The following is a 16,990-nucleotide window of genomic DNA, read 5'->3' on the forward strand; positions in this document are numbered from 1 at the left end:
CCCAAAACGGGACGGAAAAGGCGGAAAATCTGCACTTCCGGTTAACGTTTACGGAAAGCGGGATGGCGCTGCGGTTCAGCCGGCCTTCACTCGCCGGTCGCTACCCGCCGCTTCCGCGCTTGTGTCGCAACCGGCGGCTGGTTATAGGCGCGGCGCAATCCATGGCCGCCGAACGTGGCGGCCAGGCGAGAGGAAAGGACGCGAAAAGCCCCCTATGCCGACCCAGATTGCCGATGTTGGCGCCGACGCGCTCCTGGAAGCCAAATCCACCCTCGATTCGGATTATGTCCCCAGCGACGACGAGCCGTTCATGAACGAGCGGCAGCAGGATTATTTTCGCGGCCTGCTGCTCGCATGGAAGAAATCGATCCTGACCGAGGCCGAATCGACCCTCGCCCAGCTTCAGGACGGCCCGCTGCGCGAACCCGACCTGGCCGACCGCGCGTCGAGCGAGACCGACTGGGCGATCGAGCTGAGAACCCGCGATCGTCAACGCAAGCTGATCGCCAAGATCGATTCGGCGATCCGCCGCATCGACGAGGGCGAATATGGCTATTGCGCGGTCACCGGCGAGCCGATCTCGCTCGCGCGGCTGCAGGCGCGACCGATCGCGACGATGACGCTGGAGGCGCAGGAGCGCCACGAGCGCAACGAGCGCATCTCGCGCGAGGACTGACCCCCTCCCGCCATTTACAATATCGCAAGGGCTGACCCCTAGACTGCCCGACCCGGGAACAGGTCAGGGGATGGGTCGCGATGGATTTGCAGGGTCCGGTATCGGTAGACGAGGAAGTGGCCGCGCTGTCGCGCAGCGCCGATCGCGACAGCCTGTTCATGCGGGCGGCGCTGACGCTGTCCGGGCGCGCCGATCCGCTGATCGTGCGTGTGCGCAACCTGTCGGCGGGCGGGATGCTTGCCGAGACCACCGAAACGAAAGCGAATGTCGAATCGGGCGCGGCGGTCGAGGTCGAGTTGCGCAACGTCGGTCCGGTTGCCGGGCGCGTCGTGTGGGTCGGTGAGGGGAAGTTCGGGATCGCCTTCGATCGCCAGATCAATCCGCAGGTCGTTCGCCGTCAGGTGGTGACCCAGTCGGATCTGCCGCCGCATCTGCGGCGGACGGGTCGGGAGCCCAACCCCGTCTACCGCCGACGCTGATGCGCAGTCTCCCCTGACCGGATTGAACCGTAGCCCTGAGCTTGTCGAAGGGCGCTTATCGCCGTGAAGCGCCCTTCGACAAGCTCAGGGCTACGGTGACATGCAGCGGGACAGGCCAGGCATCAGCGGGCGGTAGGGCCTGTGCCTTGGGTCAGCCGACCGAAAGCACCATTTCTTCCTTGAGTTTCAGCTTCTGCTTTTTCCATTGCGCCAGCAGGGCCGTGTCGGGGGCCGGGCGCCGCTCTTCATTCGCAATTTTCGCGTCGAGGTCCGCATGGCGGGACTTCAGGGCGGAAAGGTGCGATATGCTCATGGACCATTCTCCTTTTCGACTCGCGATTGGACCTTCGAGTAGATCACGAATCGCCCCCGATGTCGTCCCGATTCGCCCAGCCGGTCCCCGTTGCGGACGGGGCGTGATCGTGGCAGGAGGTTCCCCCGTGAACCCCGAAGAAATCGCCCAACGCCTCGAACTGCTCCGCATCGAGCATCGCGACCTCGACGCCGCGATCATCGCGCTCGCCGCGGCGACGGTTCCCGACCAGCTCCAGCTCGCCCGGCTCAAGAAGAAGAAGCTGAAGCTGCGCGACGAGATCAGTTGGTGCGAGGACCAGTTGCTCCCCGATATCATCGCCTGACTCGAAACGGCCTGAATCAAAACGGCCTGAATCAAAACGGGACGCCCGCGGCACCCGAAAAATGGTTAGCGGCGTTGCTCCCGTCCGCCGCCTCATGGCATGCCGCGGCGATGGACAGGGGGACATCATCGTCGAACGCGGACGGCCAGCCGATCCGGCGCGCGCAGGTCGAGAGTCTCTATGTCGAGGCGATGCTGCTCGCCGACGAGGCGCACGCGGCCTTCGCCGTCGCGCGCGAGCTGGGTCGGGAGGGCCGCGACAGCCTGCTCCAGATCAGCCTGGCCTGCGAATCGCTGAAGACGACGACGCGGCTGATGCACATCATCGCCTGGCTGCTCCACCACCGGGCGATGTTCGCGGGCGACGCGGGCGCCGGCCCCGACGACAGCGCCGCGCGCATCGGCGCGCCCGTCGCCGCCGACTGGGCGGTCTGCGCCCGCTTCGATTCGCCGCTGCGCCGCATCGTCGCGGCGAGCGAACGCCTGTTCGAACGCATCGCCGCGATCGAGGCAGGATGGCGCGCCCCGCAGGCGGTGCGGCCGGTGCAGGCGCTGTTGGCGAGGTTGGAGGCGCGGCTTTAACCCTGCCCCCTTCGAGAGAGGGGGCTTGAAGGCATCCCTGTTCCGCTTGCATAAAAAGAGGTATGTGAAATATCTCTTTATGGGAAGGGAGAGCCGGATGGAGCGTGCGGAGAAGATGGCGTTGCTCGACCGCGGGCTGACCCGCGCGGCGGAAGCGATCGGGGACGTCACGCCGGCGGTCATGGCGCTCTATTATGCGCGCTATCCCGAGGCGGCGGCGAGTTTCGAGCATCATGGGCTGGGCAAGACCGCGGCGCTGGAAGGCGAGATGGTCGAGAATTGCCTTTACTGCCTGATGCACTGCATCGACCGACGCGGCGAGATCGACATATTGCTCGAAACCTCGGTGCCGCACCATCATTTCACGCTCGACGTGTCGCTGGGCTGGTATCGGGGCATGGTCGATGCGACGATCGACGTGATCGCGGAAACGGTGCCCGCCGAAGCGAGCGACGAGCTGGCGCTATGGACGGAGATCAGGGGCATCATGGATGCCATATTCGCCGAGTGCCGGACGCTGCTGCCCGAGGAAGGGGTGGAAGCGGGGTGAGGCGGTGCTTTAAGCCCCTCCTCTGAAGGGGAGGGGAGGGTCGTCACTCGCCCGCCCATTGAACCCAAGCGCCATGCGGATGCGCGCGGGCGAGCAGGCGCGGCGCTTCGCCGTCGGGCCAATGGCGGACGACCAGTTCGTGATGATGCACGGTGCGGTTGGCCTCCAGCGCGATCCACGCGAGCGGTCGGTCGGGGGTGGCCCGCGCGCCCGCGGCCTCCATGGCGGCCGTGACCCGCATCTGCTGATCCTCGGGCACATATTGCCAGACGATCGAGTGCATCAGCACGCGCGTCGTCCCCGCAGTCTGCGGCTTCGCCAGTTCGGCCTCGACGAAATCGGCGGCATTCATCCGAATGAGATCGGGCCGATCGGCCTTTGCGGCGGCGATTGCGGCTTCGAGGCGGTCGAAGCGGACGGTGTGTTCGGGCCAGATATAGGCCTTGAGCCGCAAGGCCTGCGCGGGATCGGTCAGGTCGACCGGTGCGACGTCGCAGCCTTTCAGGCTCGCGATCGCGATCGGGTGCTGCGGCGGGTGATTCCCCTGCCATTCGGGCGTGAAGGCGATGATGCCGGGCTGCGGCCCGACCTGCACCCCGCCCAGATCGTAATGATAGCGGTCGATCATCAGGTTGATCCCCGCGCTCGACCCGATTTCGAGGCATTGAAAGCGCGGCGGCAGCCCCCGGTCGGCGAGCCACAGCATCGCGGCGATGAAGGCCGAGGAGCGCCCCGCCTCGTTGGTCTGCGGCGGGCCGTCGAGCCATGGCAGCAGCGCCGTTTCGTGCCGCGCCACGACTCCGGCGACGATCGCGGCATCGTTGATATCCTCGGCATCGGCGTAGATGGGCGCCAGCTCGGGCGCGGTGCCCGACAGGTGCAGCGCGTGCAGTCCGCCCGCGGCGCGCAGCGGCAAGGCGTCGGCGAGCGGCGCGCCGGGCCATGCCGCGATGCGGCGTGCGAAGCCGGTCGCGGGCGCGTCGAGCAAGGTGGCGAGCGCAGCGGCGATCCGCGCCGTGACCGGCGCGCCGGCGGCGCGGCAATAGGCGACCTGATTGGCGAAAGCGGTGCGCACGGCGTCGGCTCCGGTCGCGTTGATGTCGACAAACTGATAGCGCTCGCTCATTGCCCTTTCTCCCGCTGCCGCTTAAAGGCACGGCGCTTATGCCCGAACCGATCATCTTTGCCATCCCCAAGGGACGCATCCTCGACGAAGCGCTGCCGCTGCTCGCGCGCGTCGGCATCGAGCCCGCGGCCGATTTCTTCGATCCCAAGAGCCGCGCGCTGGTGTTCGCGACCAACCAGCCGCATATCTCGCTGATCCGCGTGCGCGCCTTCGACGTCGCGACCTTCGTCGCGCATGGCGCGGCACAGCTCGGCATCGTCGGGTCGGACGTGATCGACGAGTTCGACTATTCGGAGCTTTACGCGCCGGTCGATCTGGGCGTCGGCCATTGCCGCCTGTCGCTTGCCGGCCCCGCGGACAGCGCGCCGCCGGGCGCCACCGGTTTCGGGGGCGCCAGCCATATCCGCGTCGCGACGAAATATCCCGCGACTACGCGCCGCTGGTTCGAGGGGCAGGGGATTCAGGCCGAGTGCATCAAGCTCAACGGTGCGATGGAGATTGCGCCGAAGCTGGGGCTCGCCTCGCATATCGTCGACCTCGTCTCGACGGGGCGCACGCTGGTCGAGAATGCGCTCGCCGAGCAGACGGTGATCAGCGAGGTGTCGGCGCGGCTGATCGTCAATCGCGCCGCGTTCAAGCTGCGCTCGGCCGAGGTGCCGGCGCTGGTCGAACGCTTTCGGCAGGCGGTGGGCGATGCGGCGGCTTGATGCCTCCGACCCCGGCTTCGCGGCCGCGTTCGACGCGCTGGTGAACGACCGGCGCGAGAGCGCGTCCGACGTTTCGGCCGACGTCGCCGCGATCGTCGCGCGGGTGAAAGCCGAGGGCGACCCGGCGCTGGCCGACTATACCGCCAGGTTCGACCGCTTCGACCTCGACGCGAGCGGGTGGAGCATATCGAAAGCGGACTGCGCCGCCGCCTATGCGGCGCTGGCGCCCGAGCTTCGCGGCGCGCTCGACCTCGCGGCGGAGCGCATCCGCGCCTATCATGCCGCGCAGCGGCCCGAGGATCGCGACTATCGCGACGCGGCGGGCGCGCGGCTCGGCGCACGCTGGCGCGCAGTCGACGCGGCGGGGGTCTATGTTCCCGGCGGGCGCGCCGCCTATCCCTCGTCGGTGCTGATGAACATCCTCCCCGCGAAGGTCGCGGGGGTCGAGCGGATCGTCATGGTCACGCCGACGCCCGATGGCACGGTCAATCCGGTCGTGATGGCGGCAGCGCATATCGGGGGCGTCGATGAAATCTGGCGCGTCGGCGGCGCGCAGGCGATCGCGGCGCTCGCTTATGGTACCGATCGGATCGCGCCGGTCGATGTCGTGACCGGCCCCGGCAACGCCTGGGTCGCCGAAGCGAAGCGCCAGCTTTACGGCGTCGTCGGGATCGACATGGTCGCGGGACCGAGCGAGATCGTCGTCGTCGCCGACGCGAAGAACGAGCCGCACGTCATCGCCGCCGACCTGCTCAGCCAGGCCGAGCATGACCCGACCAGCCAGTCGATCCTGTTCACCGACGACGGCGATTTCGCCGATGCGGTCGCGGCGGCGGTCGCGCATGTCATCCCGACGCTCGGCACCGCGCCGACGATGCAGGCGAGCTGGGCCGAATATGGCGCGGTGATCGTCGTGCCGAACCTCGCCGACGCGATCCCCCTGTGCGACCGGCTCGCGCCCGAACATCTGCAACTCGCGGTCGATGCCGCCGAGGCCGACGCGCTGTTCGGGCAGGTGCGCCATGCCGGGTCGGTCTTCCTCGGTCGCCAGACGCCCGAGGCCATCGGCGATTATGTCGCCGGGCCCAACCATGTCCTGCCCACCGGCCGCCGCGCGCGCTTTTCGAGCGGGCTGTCGGTCACCGACTTCATGAAGCGCACCAGCTTCCTCGCGCTTGACGCGGACGCTCTGGCGGCCATCGGTCCTGCTGCGGTCGCGCTCGCGACGGCCGAGGGGCTTCCCGCCCACGCGCTCAGCGTTCAGAACAGATTGAAGCCGAACAGCCCCTGATCCCTCCCTGTTCGTCATTCCGGCGAAAGCCGGAATCTCGCCGTGGCGGCCCTGAGGCACCGTCGAGATCCCGGCTTTCGCCGGGATGACGATTTAAGGTAAAGCAGACAGTATGACCAAACGCGCCCAATCCCGCTCCGCCGCCCGCCTCGCCGCCGTGCAGGCGCTCTATCAGCACGAGATGGAGGGCACGCCGGTCGCGCCGCTCATCCACGAATTCCACCAGCACCGCATCGGCGCGATCATCGAGGACGCCGAATATGCCGATGCGGATGTGCCTTTCTTCGACGATATCGTGAAAGGCGCACTGGCGCGGGCCGACGAGATCGACGCCGCGATCAGCGCTCGGCTCGCCAGTGGCTGGACGATGGAGCGGCTCGACCGCACGATGAAGGCGATCCTGCGCGCCGGCGCCTATGAGCTGATCGCGCGCGGCGACGTGCCGGTCGGGGCGGTGGTCAGCGAATATGTCGACGTGGCGAAAGCCTTCTTCGACGGACGCGAGGCGGGTTTCGCCAATGGCCTGCTCGATGCGATCGGCAAGGATGTACGGGCGAAGGGGTGAAGCGTTCTCTCGGCCGTTCGGGCTGAGCTTGTCGAAGCCCCGTCCTTCTTTTAGCGACGTCAAGAGAAAGGACGGCCCTTCGACAAGCTCAGGGCGAACGGGGTTTGTGAGATGAGCGAAGCCGATTTCATCGCCCGCCTGCGCGGCATCGCGACAGATCCCGCCGCGCGCGGGCTCGCCGACGATGTGGCGGTGTGGGAGGGGCTGGTGCTGACCCACGACATGATCGTCGAGGGCATTCACTTCCTGCCCGACGAGGCGCCGCAGGACGTCGCGTGGAAGCTGGTCGCGGTCAACCTGTCCGACCTCGCGGCAAAGGGCGCCGCGCCGCTCGGCGTGCTGGTCGGCTACAGCCTTGGCGATGCGGCGTGGGACAAGGCGTTCGCCGACGGGCTCGACACCGCGTTACGCCGTTTCGGTTTGCTGCTGCTCGGCGGCGATACGGTGCGCGTTCCGGCGGGCGCGCCGCGCAGCTTCGGGCTGACCGCGATCGGACGCGCGCCCGAGGGCGGCGCGCCGGCGCGCAGTGGCGCGCGGCCGGGCGACCAGATCTGGGTCACCGGCACGATCGGCAATGCCGGCGTCGGCCTCGCGATGCGGCTCGGCGAGATCGAGCCGAACGAGACCTGCCTCGCCGCCTATCGCCGCCCGCAGCCGCAGCTCACCTTCGGCCAGGCGGTCGTGCCGCATGTCCATGCGATGATGGACGTCTCCGACGGGCTGCTGATCGACGCGCAGCGCATGGCGGAGGCGAGCGGCTGCCGCTTCGGCCTGATGCTGGAGGCGGTGCCGCTGTCGGCGGCGCTGCTCGCGGTGCGGCCCGACGTGGTCGACACGCGGCTCGCCGCCGCGACCGCGGGCGACGATTATCAACTTCTTTTCGCCGCCGATCCCGCCAAGGCGCCGATGATCCGGGAGATCGCCGACGGGCTCGACGTGCCGGTGACGGTCGTCGGCCACGCGGGGGTGGGCGAGGGGGTCGTCCTGACCCACAAGGCACAGCGCGTTCCGCTGCCCGAGCGACTGGGGTTCATGCATTGACGCCACCCCGGTTGTTGCCGGGCGGTGGCGCCGTTTGACCATGCCTCTCGATATCCAGCCTTCGTCATCCTGAACTTGTTTCAGCATCCATGGCCGGACCTTGCGGCAAACGCCGCGCAAAGCGGGAGGGCAGACCATGGATGCTGAAACAAGTTCAGCATGACGGACTGAGAGCAAAGGACCGATTCCCGCAAACCATGTCACCGCCATTGCGGGCTTGTGCTTAGCATTCTTTCTTCCCATAACCCGGCCGTCCAAATTTGGGGCGGTCGCATCAGGGGAGAGAGCGAGCCGGCATCAACAAGTCGGACGTTCGACTGCTGTCCTTGCGTTCGCCCTTCTCTATGGGGAAGGAACAGACACGCATGAATCCGGTTCTGATCGCGATAGCGTGCGGCCTTTTGGCCGTGCTCTATGGATTCATTACCTCCCGTCAGGTGCTCGGCGCCTCGGCCGGTAATGAAAAAATGCAGGAAATCGCCGCGGCGATCCAGGAAGGCGCGCAAGCCTATCTGAAACGCCAGTACAGCACCATCGCGGTCGTTGGCGTCGTCGTCGCGATCATCGTCGCCTGGGCGCTCGGCCCGGTATCGGCGGCCGGGTTCGTCATCGGCTCGATCCTGTCGGGGGTCGCCGGATTCATCGGCATGAACATTTCCGTGCGCTCGAACGTCCGCACCGCGGCGGCGGCGCAGAATGGGCTGCAGTCGGGCCTGACGCTGGCGTTCCGCGCTGGCGCGATCACCGGGCTGCTGGTCGCCGGTCTCGCGCTGCTCGCGATCTCGGTCTTCTATTGGGTGCTGACCACGCAGATGGGCAAGACGGTGGGCGGCGACGACCGCACGGTCGTCGACGGGCTGGTCGCGCTGGCCTTCGGCGCCTCGCTGATCTCGATCTTCGCGCGTCTCGGCGGCGGCATCTTCACCAAGGCCGCCGACGTCGGCGCCGATCTGGTTGGCAAGGTCGAGGCGGGCATTCCCGAGGACGACCCGCGCAACCCTGCGGTGATCGCCGATAATGTCGGCGACAATGTCGGCGACTGCGCCGGCATGGCGGCCGACCTGTTCGAGACCTATGTCGTCACCGTCGGCGCCACCATGGTGCTGACCGCGCTGCTGCTCAAGAGCGCGGGCGACCTGCTGCCGGGCCTGATGGCCTTGCCGCTGCTGATCGGCGGCGTGTGCATCATCACCTCGATCATCGGCACCTATTTTGTCCGCCTCGGCGGGTCGAACAACGTCATGGGCGCGATGTACAAGGGCTTCCTGGTCTCCGCCGTGCTGGCGGTTCCCGCGATCTGGTTCGCGACGAGCCACGCGCTCGGCGGCATGGCAGCGCCGATCGCCGGCACCGATTTCACCGGCCGCGACCTTTTCTATTGCTCGCTGCTCGGGCTCGTCATCACGGGCCTCATCATCTGGATCACCGAATATTACACCGGCACCAATTTTCGCCCGGTCCGCAGCATCGCCAAGGCATCGGAAACGGGCCACGGCACCAATGTGATCCAGGGCCTTGCGATCAGCCTCGAAGCCACCGCGCTGCCGACGATCGTCATCGTCGCCGGCATCATCATCGCCTATCAGCTCGCGGGGCTGATCGGCATCGCCTATGGCGCGACCGCGATGCTCGCGCTCGCCGGCATGGTCGTCGCGCTCGACGCCTATGGCCCGGTGACCGACAATGCGGGCGGTATCGCCGAAATGGCCGGGCTGGACGACAGCGTCCGTGAAAAGACCGACCTGCTCGACGCCGTCGGCAACACGACCAAGGCGGTGACCAAGGGCTATGCCATCGGTTCGGCGGGCCTCGCCGCGCTGGTGCTGTTCGCGGCCTATACGACCGACCTTCGGGAATTCTTCCCCGATCTGACGGTCAATTTCAGCCTCGAGAACCCCTATGTCATCGTCGGTCTGCTGCTCGGCGCGCTGCTGCCCTATCTGTTCGGCGCGATGGGCATGACCGCGGTCGGCCGCGCCGCGGGCGACGTGGTCAAGGACGTGCGCGAGCAGTTCGCGGGCGACCCCGGCATCATGGCGGGCACCTCGAAGCCCGACTATGCGCGCACGGTCGACCTCGTCACCAAGGCGGCGATCAAGGAGATGATCATCCCCTCGCTGCTGCCGGTGCTGGCGCCGATCGTCGTCTATTATGTGATCAGTTGGGTCGCGGGCGACCAGGCGGCGGGCTTTGCCGCGCTGGGTGCCCTGCTCCTCGGCGTGATCGTCAGCGGGCTGTTCGTCGCGCTGTCGATGACCTCGGGCGGCGGCGCGTGGGACAATGCCAAGAAATATATCGAGGACGGCAACCACGGCGGCAAGGGCAGCGAAGCCCACAAGGCCGCGGTGACGGGCGACACCGTCGGCGATCCCTACAAGGATACCGCGGGTCCGGCCGTGAACCCGATGATCAAGATCACGAACATCGTCGCGCTGCTCCTGCTCGCGGCGCTGGCGGGGCACGCCGCCGGCTGACGTTTGCCGTTGGGTGAAGACGAAGCCCCGCCGGAGCGATCCGGCGGGGCTTTTTCTTTGGAGGTTCTGAGGTGGAGAGCGACCATTCCTCCACCCTTGTCCTTCCCGCGAAAGCGGGAATCCAGTGTGGGCAGCCGACGCACGCTCTGGATTCCCGCTTTCACGGGAAGGACAATATTATGAAATGCTGATCCTTGCCTGCCGGCCGGCATCCGCCCCTCAGGACGCCGACGTCGCTCCCATCTGCTTCGCATAGCCGGCTTGCACCATCGCGCTCATCCGGTCGAACAGCGCGTCGGGGTCGCTGCGGCGCAGGGCCGGGATTTCGGCCTCGGCGCCCTCGGCGACGACGATCTCGCGCTTGCCCGACGCGACCGCATCCAGAATCTGCGTCGCCGCGTCGTCGGGGGACAGGCCGTTGTCGATCGCCTTGTCGCTCGCTCCGCGGACGCTGCCGTCGGCATTCAGCGCGTTGCGGCTGACGTTGGTACGCACCGATCCCGGCGCGACGACCAGGACCTTCAGGCCCAGATGCTCATTTTCGGCGCGCACACTGTCGTGATAGCCGATCAGCCCGTGCTTGGCGGCGCAATAGGCGCTGCGTACCGGGATGCCGGCCATGCCCGCGACGCTCGAAATCGCGACGATCTGTCCGCCGCCCGCGCCGACCATGCGCGGCAGAAGCTGCTGGGTCAGCGCGATCGGCGCGAGCAGATCGACGCCGATGATCTTTTGATAGACCGAAAAATCGGTCTCGACCGCAAGGCTGCGCTGCGAGATTCCGGCGTTGTTGACCAGACCGTCGATCCGTCCGCACCAGTTCCAGGCTTCCTCCACCATGCGGGGCAGCGCGTCATAATCGGTCGCCTCGAAGGGCAGGATCATCGTGCCGGCGCCGATATCCTTCGCAACCGCTTCGAGCGCCGCGACGTTGCGGCCCGACAGGATCAGCTTCGCGCCGCGCGCCGCCAGACCGCGCGCCAGCGCCGCGCCGATCCCCGACGAAGCGCCCGTAACCCACCAGACTTGATCCTGCATAGCGGCATCCCCATTGTTGATTTGCGTATCAAGGTGAAACGGGTTCAAATCGCCGTCAAGCCGCTGATTTCGCGGATTTCCGCGCGGGGGTGGCAATTTTGTTGCGACTCTGCTATAATAAATGTCAACACGCCGGACTTTTCCCCGCTTGCCAGCGGCGATGGGCATCGCCCGGCGTTCCTATGGAGCCACATCCCTTGTCACTTTAACGGGCTAGCGCCGACCGAATCGCTCATCCCCCTCCCGACCGAGGGCCGGATGCACCGGAGTCTTGACGCTGATCCCCCGGCAGGGACCAAAGAAAGGAAACTGCATGTCCGCCAATACGCTCGTCTTTGAAGTCGGTGACTATGTCGTTTATCCGAAGCATGGCGTGGGGCGCGTCATCGAGCTGCAGAAGTCCGAAATCGCGGGCATGCAGCTGGAACTCTATGTCCTGCGCTTTGAAAAGGAAAAAATGACCCTGCGTGTCCCGACCAACAAGGCCGAGGGCGTGGGGATGCGCAAGCTGTCGTCGGACAAGACGCTGAAGGAAGCGTTGCAGGTGCTGACGACCAAGCCGAAGGTCAAGCGCACCATGTGGTCGCGCCGCGCGCAGGAATATGAAGCGAAGATCAACTCGGGCGACCTGGTGTCGATCGCCGAAGTGACCCGCGACCTGTTCCGCGCCGACGACCAGCCCGAGCAGAGCTATTCGGAGCGCCAGATCTTCGAAGCGGCGTCGAGCCGCCTCGCGCGCGAACTCGCCGCGATGGAGGAAAGCGACGAAAAGACCGCGCAGGCGAAGATTCTCCAGATCCTGAACGAACATGCGCCGCTCTATTATGCCGAGAAGGTGTAAGCGCGTCGCACGGCGATAAAGGGGGAAGGGGCGGTCCGCAGGGGCCGCCCTTTTTCGTTTCCAGCCCTACGTCCACCATTCGTCATGCCGGACTTGATCCGGCATCCCGCTTTTTGAAGCGGCGAAGAAGCGGGACCCCGGATCAAGTCCGGGGTGACGAGAGCTAAGATGAAGTTTCAGGGATACCGAGCCTCGACGAAATACAGCCCGTCGGGCGGCGCGTTGAGCCCCAGCGCGGCGCGATCCGCGGCGTCGAGCGCGGCCTTCAGGTCGCGCGCCGACCATTTGCCCGTCCCGACCAGCACGAGGCAGCCGACCATCGAGCGCACCTGATGGTGCAGGAAGCTGCGTGCTGCCGCCTCGATGACGATCTCCTCGCCGTGGCGGCTGACCGACAGCCGGTCGAGCGTCTTGACCGCGCTTTCCGCCTGGCAATGCACCGAGCGGAAGGTGGTGAAATCGTGCCGCCCGACCAACGCCTGCGCCGCGCCGTGCATCGCCCCGGCATCGAGCGGCCGAGCGAATTGCCATGCGAGCCCCTTGTCCCAGGTCAGCGGCGCGCGGCGGTTGACGATGCGATATTCATAGGCGCGTCCGAGGCAGGAGAAGCGCGCGTGCCAGTCCTCGGCGACCGTTTCGCACGCGAGCACCGCGACGGGGGCGGGACGAAGCTGCGCGTTGAGCGCTTCCATCAGCCGAAAGGGCGCGATGCTCTTCGCGATGTCGACATGCGCGCGCATCGCGAGCGCGTGGACGCCGGCGTCGGTGCGCCCGGCGCCGTGCACCGCGGCCTCCTCGCCGGTGATGCGCGTGACGGCCTCCTCCAGCGCTTGCTGGACGCTGGGGCCGTGAGACTGGCGCTGCCAGCCCATATAGGGGCGGCCATCATATTCGATGGTGAGGGCGAAGCGGGTCATGGTTCTGAACCGATATTTCTACGAAGCAGGGGAAGGGAGAGCATCATGCCAGCCGCGTCCCTTTGGAAATCGCGCGCCCGCGTAGCAGGTCCGCCGCATCCATCGCCGGCTTTCCTGCGCGCTGTACCCGCGTCGCGCGGATCGCGCCGGGGTTGCAGGCGATGGTCAGCGCGTCGTCGAGCGTGACGCCCGGCGCGGCGCCCGCGACCGTTTCGGCCGGATGCACGACCTCGGCGGCGAGCAGCTTGCAGCGTTCGCCCTCCAGTTCGAAAAAGGCGCCGGGCATCGGATTGAACGCACGAATCTGGCGTTCGACCTGCACCGCGCTGGTCAGGAAATCGAGCCGCGCCTCGCTCTTGTCGATCTTCGCCGCATAGGTGGCGCCGGTGCCGGGCTGCGGCTCGGGCGCGAAGGCGTGAAGGTCGCCCAGCACCTTCACCATCAGCGCGGCGCCCATGTCCGCGAGTTCGTCGGTCAATTCGCCCGCGGTCTTGCCATCGACCGGCGTGCGCCCGATCAGTCGCATCGCGCCGGTGTCGAGTCCGGCGTCCATCTGCATGATCGTCGCGCCCGTCTCGGTATCGCCCGCGAGGATTGCGCGCTGCACCGGTGCCGCGCCGCGCCAGCGCGGCAGGATCGAGCCGTGGACGTTCAGGCACCCGTCGCGCGGCGCGTCGAGCACCGCCTGCGGCAGGATCAGGCCATAGGCGGCGACCACCGCCACATCGAGATCGAGCGCCGCGAATTCGGCCTGGTCCTCGGCGCCCTTCAGGCTCTTTGGGGTGCGGACGGGCAGGCCGTTTTCCTCGGCCCACAGATGCACCGCGCTCTGTTGCAGCTTCTTGCCGCGCTGCGCCGGGCGCGGCGGCTGGGTGTAAACGGCCGCGATCTCGTGCCCCGCCGCGTGGAGAGCGGCGAGCGTCGGCACCGCAAAGGGCGGCGTTCCCATGAAAGCGATGCGCAAGAGCGTGCCCGTCCTTTTCCGTTCGCCCTGAGCTTGTCGAAGCCTGTCCTGAGCTTCGCCGAAGGGGGCCGTTCTTCCCTTTGCCGTCGTCCGAAGAAAGGACGGGGCTTCGACAAGCGCAGCCCGAACGGATGGGGGAGGTGATTGTTATTTCCAGCGCGCCGCTTAAGACCATCCGTCATGGCATCGCAAGAGATTGAAGCCCTCGTCCAGCAACTCGCCCGGCTGCCCGGCCTTGGGCCGCGGTCGGCGCGGCGCGCGGTGCTGCACCTGATGAAGAAACGCGAGAGCGCCTTCGCGCCGCTGCTCGCCGCGTTGCAGACGGTGTCCGAACGGCTCGTCACCTGCGGGATTTGCGGCAATGTCGACACGCAGGACCCCTGCGCGATCTGCGCCGACCCGCGCCGCGACGCGCGCAGCCTGTGCGTCGTCGAGGAGGTGTCGGACCTGTGGGCGCTCGACAAGTCGCGGCTCTTCCCTGGAAAATATCATGTCCTCGGCGGGCGGCTGTCGGCGCTGGAGGGGGTGCGGCCGCAGGACCTGAGCATCGACGCGCTGGTGAACCGCGTCGCCGCGGGCGGCGTCGACGAGGTGGTGTTGGCGATGAACGCGACGCTGGAGGGGCAGACGACCGCGCATTATCTCGCCGAGCGGCTCGAAGGCTATCCGGTGCGGCTGACCCAGCTCGCGCACGGCCTGCCGGTGGGGGGGGAGCTCGACTATCTCGACGAAGGGACGCTGGCGCAGGCGCTCAGGGCGCGAAGGCCGGTGGGTTGACGGCGGCCCTGCGAGTTCATACCTGCACGCCATGGCCCTGCTACCCATCATAGAGACCCCGGACCCCCGGCTGCGCGTCATTTCCAAGCCCGTCGAGACGTTCGACGCCGAGCTGAAGACGCTGGTCGCCGACATGTTCGAGACGATGTACGACGCGCCCGGCATCGGGCTGGCGGCGATTCAGGTCGGGGTGGCGAAGCGCATCCTGGTCATCGACCTGCAGGAGGCCGATCCCGAGGACGAAGAGGGCAAGCGCATGATCCGCGATCCCCGCGTGTTCATCAACCCGGTCTTCTCCGACTTTTCGGAGGAGCATAGCGTCTATCAGGAAGGCTGCCTGTCGGTCCCCGAGCAATATGCCGAGGTGACGCGCCCCGCCGAGGTCACGGTCGACTGGCAGGACGAGGACGGCCAGCACCACCGGGAACGCATGACCGGCCTGATGGCGACGTGCATCCAGCACGAGCACGACCATCTGGAGGGCATCCTGTTCATCGACCATCTGTCGCGGCTGAAGCGCGACATGGTGCTGAAGAAGCTGGCGAAGCTGCGCAAGGCGGCCTGACCATAAACATTCGTCACCCCGGACTTGATCCGGGGTGACGATGCTTTGGATATTAATCCGCCTTTTTGGCCACCCCGACCATCGCGGGGCGCAGCAGGCGGTCCTTCATCATGTATCCCGCCTGCATTTCCTGCACGATCGTGCCGGCGTCCTTGTCGCTCGGGATTTCGAGCATCGCCTGATGCTGGTTGGGGTCGAGCGGCAGGCCGATCGCGGCGATGCGGGTGATGCCGTGGCGTTCGAACACGCTCATCAGCTCGCGCTCGGTCGCCTCGAGGCCCGCGACGAAGGGCTTGAATTTCTCGTCCTCGCGCTGCTCCTCGCCGATCGCGGCGAGCGCGCGGCCCAGATTGTCGGCGACCGACAATATGTCGCGCGCGAATTTGGTCGCGGCATAGGCGTGCGCGTCGGCGATCTCCTTGTCCTTGCGGCGCGTGACATTCTGCGTCTCGGCACGCGCATAGAGCAGGTCCTGCTGAAGCGACGCGACCTGCTCGGCGAGCTTTGCCGCCTCGTCCTGCGGCTGCGCGGCGGCGGTGTCCGCCTCGGGGGTTTCGGCTTCGGTGCCGTCTTCGACGGGCGTTTCGTTTTCGATGTTCGTCATAAACCTATCGTATCAGTCTGGAGAGCGATTGGGCGGTGAAGTCCACCATGGGAACGATGCGCGCATAGTTCAAGCGTGTCGGGCCGATGACCCCGACCACGCCGACGACGCGCCCGTCCGATCCGCGATAGGGCGCGGCGATAACCGACGAGCCCGAAAGCGAAAAGAGCTTATTCTCCGACCCGATGAAAATGCGGGTCGCGCTGCCCTCGCGCGCGCTGTCGAGCAAGTGCGCGATGTCCTGCTTGGCCTCCAGCTCGTCGAGAAGCTGGCGCACGCGGTCGAGGTCGCCCGCCGCGCTGTCGTCGAGCAGATTCGCCTGGCCGCGCACGATCAGCACCGGGCGGTCGGACCCGTCCGACGACCAGATGGCGAGCCCGCGCGACACGAGGTCGGCGGCGGCGCGGTCGATCGCGATCCGCTCGGCCTCGATCTCGCGCCGCACCCGCGATTGCGCCTCGGCCAGCGTCAGCCCCCCGAGCATGGCGGAGATGTAATTGCCCGCCTCGACCAGCGCCGAGGGGGGCAGGCCGGCGGGAATGTCGATGACCCGATTCTCGACCACGCCATCGCCCGCGACGAGCACGACGAGCGCCTGCGCGGCCGACAGCGGCACGAAGGCAACCTGTTTCAGCACCGGCTCATGCTTGGGGACGAGGACGAGGCCGGCGCAGGCCGACAGGCCGGACAGCGCCGCGGTCGCCTGCGCGAGCGCGCTTTCGATCGGCCCTCCCTCGGACAGGCTCGCCTCGATCTGCGCGCGGTCCTCCGCGCTCGGCTCGGCAACCTGCATCATGCCGTCGACGAACAGGCGCAGCCCCTGCTCGGTCGGCATCCGCCCCGCGCTGGTGTGCGGGCTGGACAAGAGGCCGAGTTCCTCGAGATCCTGCATCACGTTGCGGATCGACGCGGGCGACAGGTTGAGCGCCGCGAGCTTCGACAGCGTCCGTGACCCCACCGGCTGTCCGGTATCGAGATAGGCGTCGACGACCAGCCGGAACACGTCGCGCGCGCGCGTGGTGAGTTCGATGATCGGCGGCGTGGTCATGCGGAGGATGTAGGCATGGGGAGGGATGGGGGCAAGCGTGCGAGCGGATGGGGTCTGGACGGGGCGGGGTATTCGCCGCTAAGCGCCCCGCACAGCTTCACGAGGAGA

At 67.2% G+C, this 16,990-nt stretch carries 20 protein-coding genes; 13 read left to right on the top strand and 7 right to left on the bottom strand.

Annotated elements, in window-relative coordinates:
• Positions 1 to 214: 214 nt before the first annotated feature.
• Both dksA and FHR21_RS15860 read left to right on the top strand, forming a co-directional pair.
• The gene (gene dksA, locus FHR21_RS15855) at positions 215 to 676 is read left to right on the top strand and encodes an RNA polymerase-binding protein DksA (RefSeq protein WP_184100096.1); all 462 of its coding nucleotides are present in this window, start codon (positions 215 to 217) and stop codon (positions 674 to 676) included.
• Positions 677 to 756: 80 nt separating this feature from the next.
• On the top strand, positions 757 to 1,155 hold the full coding sequence (locus tag FHR21_RS15860) for a PilZ domain-containing protein (protein ID WP_184100098.1): 399 nt from the start codon (positions 757 to 759) through the stop codon (positions 1,153 to 1,155).
• Between the two features lie 151 nt (positions 1,156 to 1,306).
• Here FHR21_RS15860 and FHR21_RS15865 read toward each other — a convergent pair whose 3' ends face one another.
• The gene (locus tag FHR21_RS15865; protein ID WP_184100100.1) at positions 1,307 to 1,468 is read right to left on the bottom strand and encodes an HP1242/YdcH family protein; all 162 of its coding nucleotides are present in this window, start codon (positions 1,466 to 1,468) and stop codon (positions 1,307 to 1,309) included.
• Positions 1,469 to 1,595: 127 nt separating this feature from the next.
• Here FHR21_RS15865 and FHR21_RS15870 point away from each other — a divergent pair, with 127 nt between their 5' ends.
• The 3 genes from FHR21_RS15870 (at position 1,596) to FHR21_RS15880 (ending at position 2,924) form a co-directional block, all read left to right on the top strand.
• Positions 1,596 to 1,793, top strand: coding sequence for a DUF465 domain-containing protein (locus tag FHR21_RS15870; RefSeq protein ID WP_184100102.1), 198 nt, complete (start codon positions 1,596 to 1,598; stop codon positions 1,791 to 1,793).
• 110 nt (positions 1,794 to 1,903) lie between these two features.
• The gene (locus tag FHR21_RS15875) at positions 1,904 to 2,374 is read left to right on the top strand and encodes a DUF1465 family protein (protein ID WP_221235211.1); all 471 of its coding nucleotides are present in this window, start codon (positions 1,904 to 1,906) and stop codon (positions 2,372 to 2,374) included.
• Between the two features lie 97 nt (positions 2,375 to 2,471).
• Positions 2,472 to 2,924 carry a hypothetical protein gene (locus FHR21_RS15880; protein WP_184100104.1) on the top strand — a complete coding sequence of 151 codons (453 nt, stop codon included), beginning with the start codon at positions 2,472 to 2,474 and terminating at the stop codon, positions 2,922 to 2,924.
• Positions 2,925 to 2,967: 43 nt separating this feature from the next.
• Here FHR21_RS15880 and FHR21_RS15885 read toward each other — a convergent pair whose 3' ends face one another.
• Positions 2,968 to 4,050 (bottom strand): DUF2332 domain-containing protein, encoded by a 1,083-nt coding sequence (locus FHR21_RS15885; RefSeq protein WP_184100106.1) that lies wholly within the window; start codon positions 4,048 to 4,050, stop codon positions 2,968 to 2,970.
• 38 nt (positions 4,051 to 4,088) lie between these two features.
• Between FHR21_RS15885 and hisG the strand changes: the two genes are divergently transcribed.
• From hisG to FHR21_RS15910, 5 genes are all read left to right on the top strand, one after another.
• Positions 4,089 to 4,757 (top strand): ATP phosphoribosyltransferase, encoded by a 669-nt coding sequence (hisG, locus tag FHR21_RS15890; protein WP_184100108.1) that lies wholly within the window; start codon positions 4,089 to 4,091, stop codon positions 4,755 to 4,757.
• Complete coding sequence (gene hisD / locus FHR21_RS15895; RefSeq protein WP_184100110.1) at positions 4,744 to 6,048, top strand: histidinol dehydrogenase; 1,305 nt, start codon at positions 4,744 to 4,746, stop codon at positions 6,046 to 6,048. The genes hisG and hisD overlap by 14 nt, the downstream gene beginning before the upstream one ends.
• 112 nt (positions 6,049 to 6,160) lie before the next feature.
• Entirely contained in the window at positions 6,161 to 6,613 is a 453-nt protein-coding gene (gene nusB / locus FHR21_RS15900) for a transcription antitermination factor NusB (RefSeq protein ID WP_184100112.1), read from the top strand.
• Between the two features lie 111 nt (positions 6,614 to 6,724).
• The gene (gene thiL / locus FHR21_RS15905) at positions 6,725 to 7,654 is read left to right on the top strand and encodes a thiamine-phosphate kinase (RefSeq protein WP_184100114.1); all 930 of its coding nucleotides are present in this window, start codon (positions 6,725 to 6,727) and stop codon (positions 7,652 to 7,654) included.
• Positions 7,655 to 8,019: 365 nt separating this feature from the next.
• On the top strand, positions 8,020 to 10,128 hold the full coding sequence (locus tag FHR21_RS15910) for a sodium-translocating pyrophosphatase (RefSeq protein ID WP_184100116.1): 2,109 nt from the start codon (positions 8,020 to 8,022) through the stop codon (positions 10,126 to 10,128).
• Positions 10,129 to 10,347: 219 nt separating this feature from the next.
• Here the strand turns inward: FHR21_RS15910 and FHR21_RS15915 are convergent, their stop codons facing one another.
• Positions 10,348 to 11,166 (bottom strand): SDR family NAD(P)-dependent oxidoreductase, encoded by an 819-nt coding sequence (locus tag FHR21_RS15915; RefSeq protein WP_184100118.1) that lies wholly within the window; start codon positions 11,164 to 11,166, stop codon positions 10,348 to 10,350.
• Between the two features lie 313 nt (positions 11,167 to 11,479).
• On the opposite strand from FHR21_RS15915, the gene FHR21_RS15920 reads away from it, so the two are divergent.
• Positions 11,480 to 12,007, top strand: a complete 528-nt coding sequence (locus FHR21_RS15920; RefSeq protein WP_184100120.1) for a CarD family transcriptional regulator — start codon at positions 11,480 to 11,482, stop codon at positions 12,005 to 12,007.
• Positions 12,008 to 12,183: 176 nt separating this feature from the next.
• Here the strand turns inward: FHR21_RS15920 and truA are convergent, their stop codons facing one another.
• Entirely contained in the window at positions 12,184 to 12,924 is a 741-nt protein-coding gene (truA, locus tag FHR21_RS15925) for a tRNA pseudouridine(38-40) synthase TruA (protein WP_184100122.1), read from the bottom strand.
• A gap of 43 nt (positions 12,925 to 12,967) precedes the next feature.
• A complete protein-coding gene (fmt, locus tag FHR21_RS15930) occupies positions 12,968 to 13,888 on the bottom strand; it encodes a methionyl-tRNA formyltransferase (RefSeq protein WP_184100124.1) in 921 nt (306 codons plus the stop codon).
• Between the two features lie 180 nt (positions 13,889 to 14,068).
• Here fmt and recR point away from each other — a divergent pair, with 180 nt between their 5' ends.
• Both recR and def read left to right on the top strand, forming a co-directional pair.
• On the top strand, positions 14,069 to 14,665 hold the full coding sequence (recR, locus tag FHR21_RS15935; RefSeq protein WP_184100126.1) for a recombination mediator RecR: 597 nt from the start codon (positions 14,069 to 14,071) through the stop codon (positions 14,663 to 14,665).
• A gap of 31 nt (positions 14,666 to 14,696) precedes the next feature.
• On the top strand, positions 14,697 to 15,230 hold the full coding sequence (gene def / locus FHR21_RS15940) for a peptide deformylase (RefSeq protein WP_184100128.1): 534 nt from the start codon (positions 14,697 to 14,699) through the stop codon (positions 15,228 to 15,230).
• A gap of 52 nt (positions 15,231 to 15,282) precedes the next feature.
• Here def and grpE read toward each other — a convergent pair whose 3' ends face one another.
• Complete coding sequence (gene grpE / locus FHR21_RS15945) at positions 15,283 to 15,834, bottom strand: nucleotide exchange factor GrpE (RefSeq protein WP_184100129.1); 552 nt, start codon at positions 15,832 to 15,834, stop codon at positions 15,283 to 15,285.
• 4 nt (positions 15,835 to 15,838) lie between these two features.
• Positions 15,839 to 16,882 (bottom strand): heat-inducible transcriptional repressor HrcA, encoded by a 1,044-nt coding sequence (gene hrcA / locus FHR21_RS15950; RefSeq protein WP_184100130.1) that lies wholly within the window; start codon positions 16,880 to 16,882, stop codon positions 15,839 to 15,841.
• Positions 16,883 to 16,990 lie beyond the last annotated feature (108 nt).

The sequence above is a fragment of the Sphingopyxis panaciterrulae genome (genome assembly GCF_014199295.1).
Taxonomy (GTDB): Bacteria; Pseudomonadota; Alphaproteobacteria; order Sphingomonadales; family Sphingomonadaceae; genus Sphingopyxis; species Sphingopyxis panaciterrulae.

Coding starts and splice junctions, on each gene's coding strand:
- dksA (WP_184100096.1), top strand. CDS start 215: ATGCCGACCCAGATTGCCGATGTTGGCGCCGACGCGCTCCTGGAAGCC.
- hrcA (WP_184100130.1), bottom strand. CDS start 16,882: ATGACCACGCCGCCGATCATCGAACTCACCACGCGCGCGCGCGACGTG.
- FHR21_RS15885 (WP_184100106.1), bottom strand. CDS start 4,050: ATGAGCGAGCGCTATCAGTTTGTCGACATCAACGCGACCGGAGCCGAC.
- grpE (WP_184100129.1), bottom strand. CDS start 15,834: ATGACGAACATCGAAAACGAAACGCCCGTCGAAGACGGCACCGAAGCC.
- truA (WP_184100122.1), bottom strand. CDS start 12,924: ATGACCCGCTTCGCCCTCACCATCGAATATGATGGCCGCCCCTATATG.
- thiL (WP_184100114.1), top strand. CDS start 6,725: ATGAGCGAAGCCGATTTCATCGCCCGCCTGCGCGGCATCGCGACAGAT.
- FHR21_RS15860 (WP_184100098.1), top strand. CDS start 757: ATGGATTTGCAGGGTCCGGTATCGGTAGACGAGGAAGTGGCCGCGCTG.
- hisD (WP_184100110.1), top strand. CDS start 4,744: ATGCGGCGGCTTGATGCCTCCGACCCCGGCTTCGCGGCCGCGTTCGAC.
- FHR21_RS15880 (WP_184100104.1), top strand. CDS start 2,472: ATGGAGCGTGCGGAGAAGATGGCGTTGCTCGACCGCGGGCTGACCCGC.
- def (WP_184100128.1), top strand. CDS start 14,697: ATGGCCCTGCTACCCATCATAGAGACCCCGGACCCCCGGCTGCGCGTC.
- recR (WP_184100126.1), top strand. CDS start 14,069: ATGGCATCGCAAGAGATTGAAGCCCTCGTCCAGCAACTCGCCCGGCTG.
- FHR21_RS15865 (WP_184100100.1), bottom strand. CDS start 1,468: ATGAGCATATCGCACCTTTCCGCCCTGAAGTCCCGCCATGCGGACCTC.
- FHR21_RS15915 (WP_184100118.1), bottom strand. CDS start 11,166: ATGCAGGATCAAGTCTGGTGGGTTACGGGCGCTTCGTCGGGGATCGGC.
- FHR21_RS15920 (WP_184100120.1), top strand. CDS start 11,480: ATGTCCGCCAATACGCTCGTCTTTGAAGTCGGTGACTATGTCGTTTAT.
- FHR21_RS15910 (WP_184100116.1), top strand. CDS start 8,020: ATGAATCCGGTTCTGATCGCGATAGCGTGCGGCCTTTTGGCCGTGCTC.
- hisG (WP_184100108.1), top strand. CDS start 4,089: ATGCCCGAACCGATCATCTTTGCCATCCCCAAGGGACGCATCCTCGAC.
- nusB (WP_184100112.1), top strand. CDS start 6,161: ATGACCAAACGCGCCCAATCCCGCTCCGCCGCCCGCCTCGCCGCCGTG.
- FHR21_RS15875 (WP_221235211.1), top strand. CDS start 1,904: ATGGACAGGGGGACATCATCGTCGAACGCGGACGGCCAGCCGATCCGG.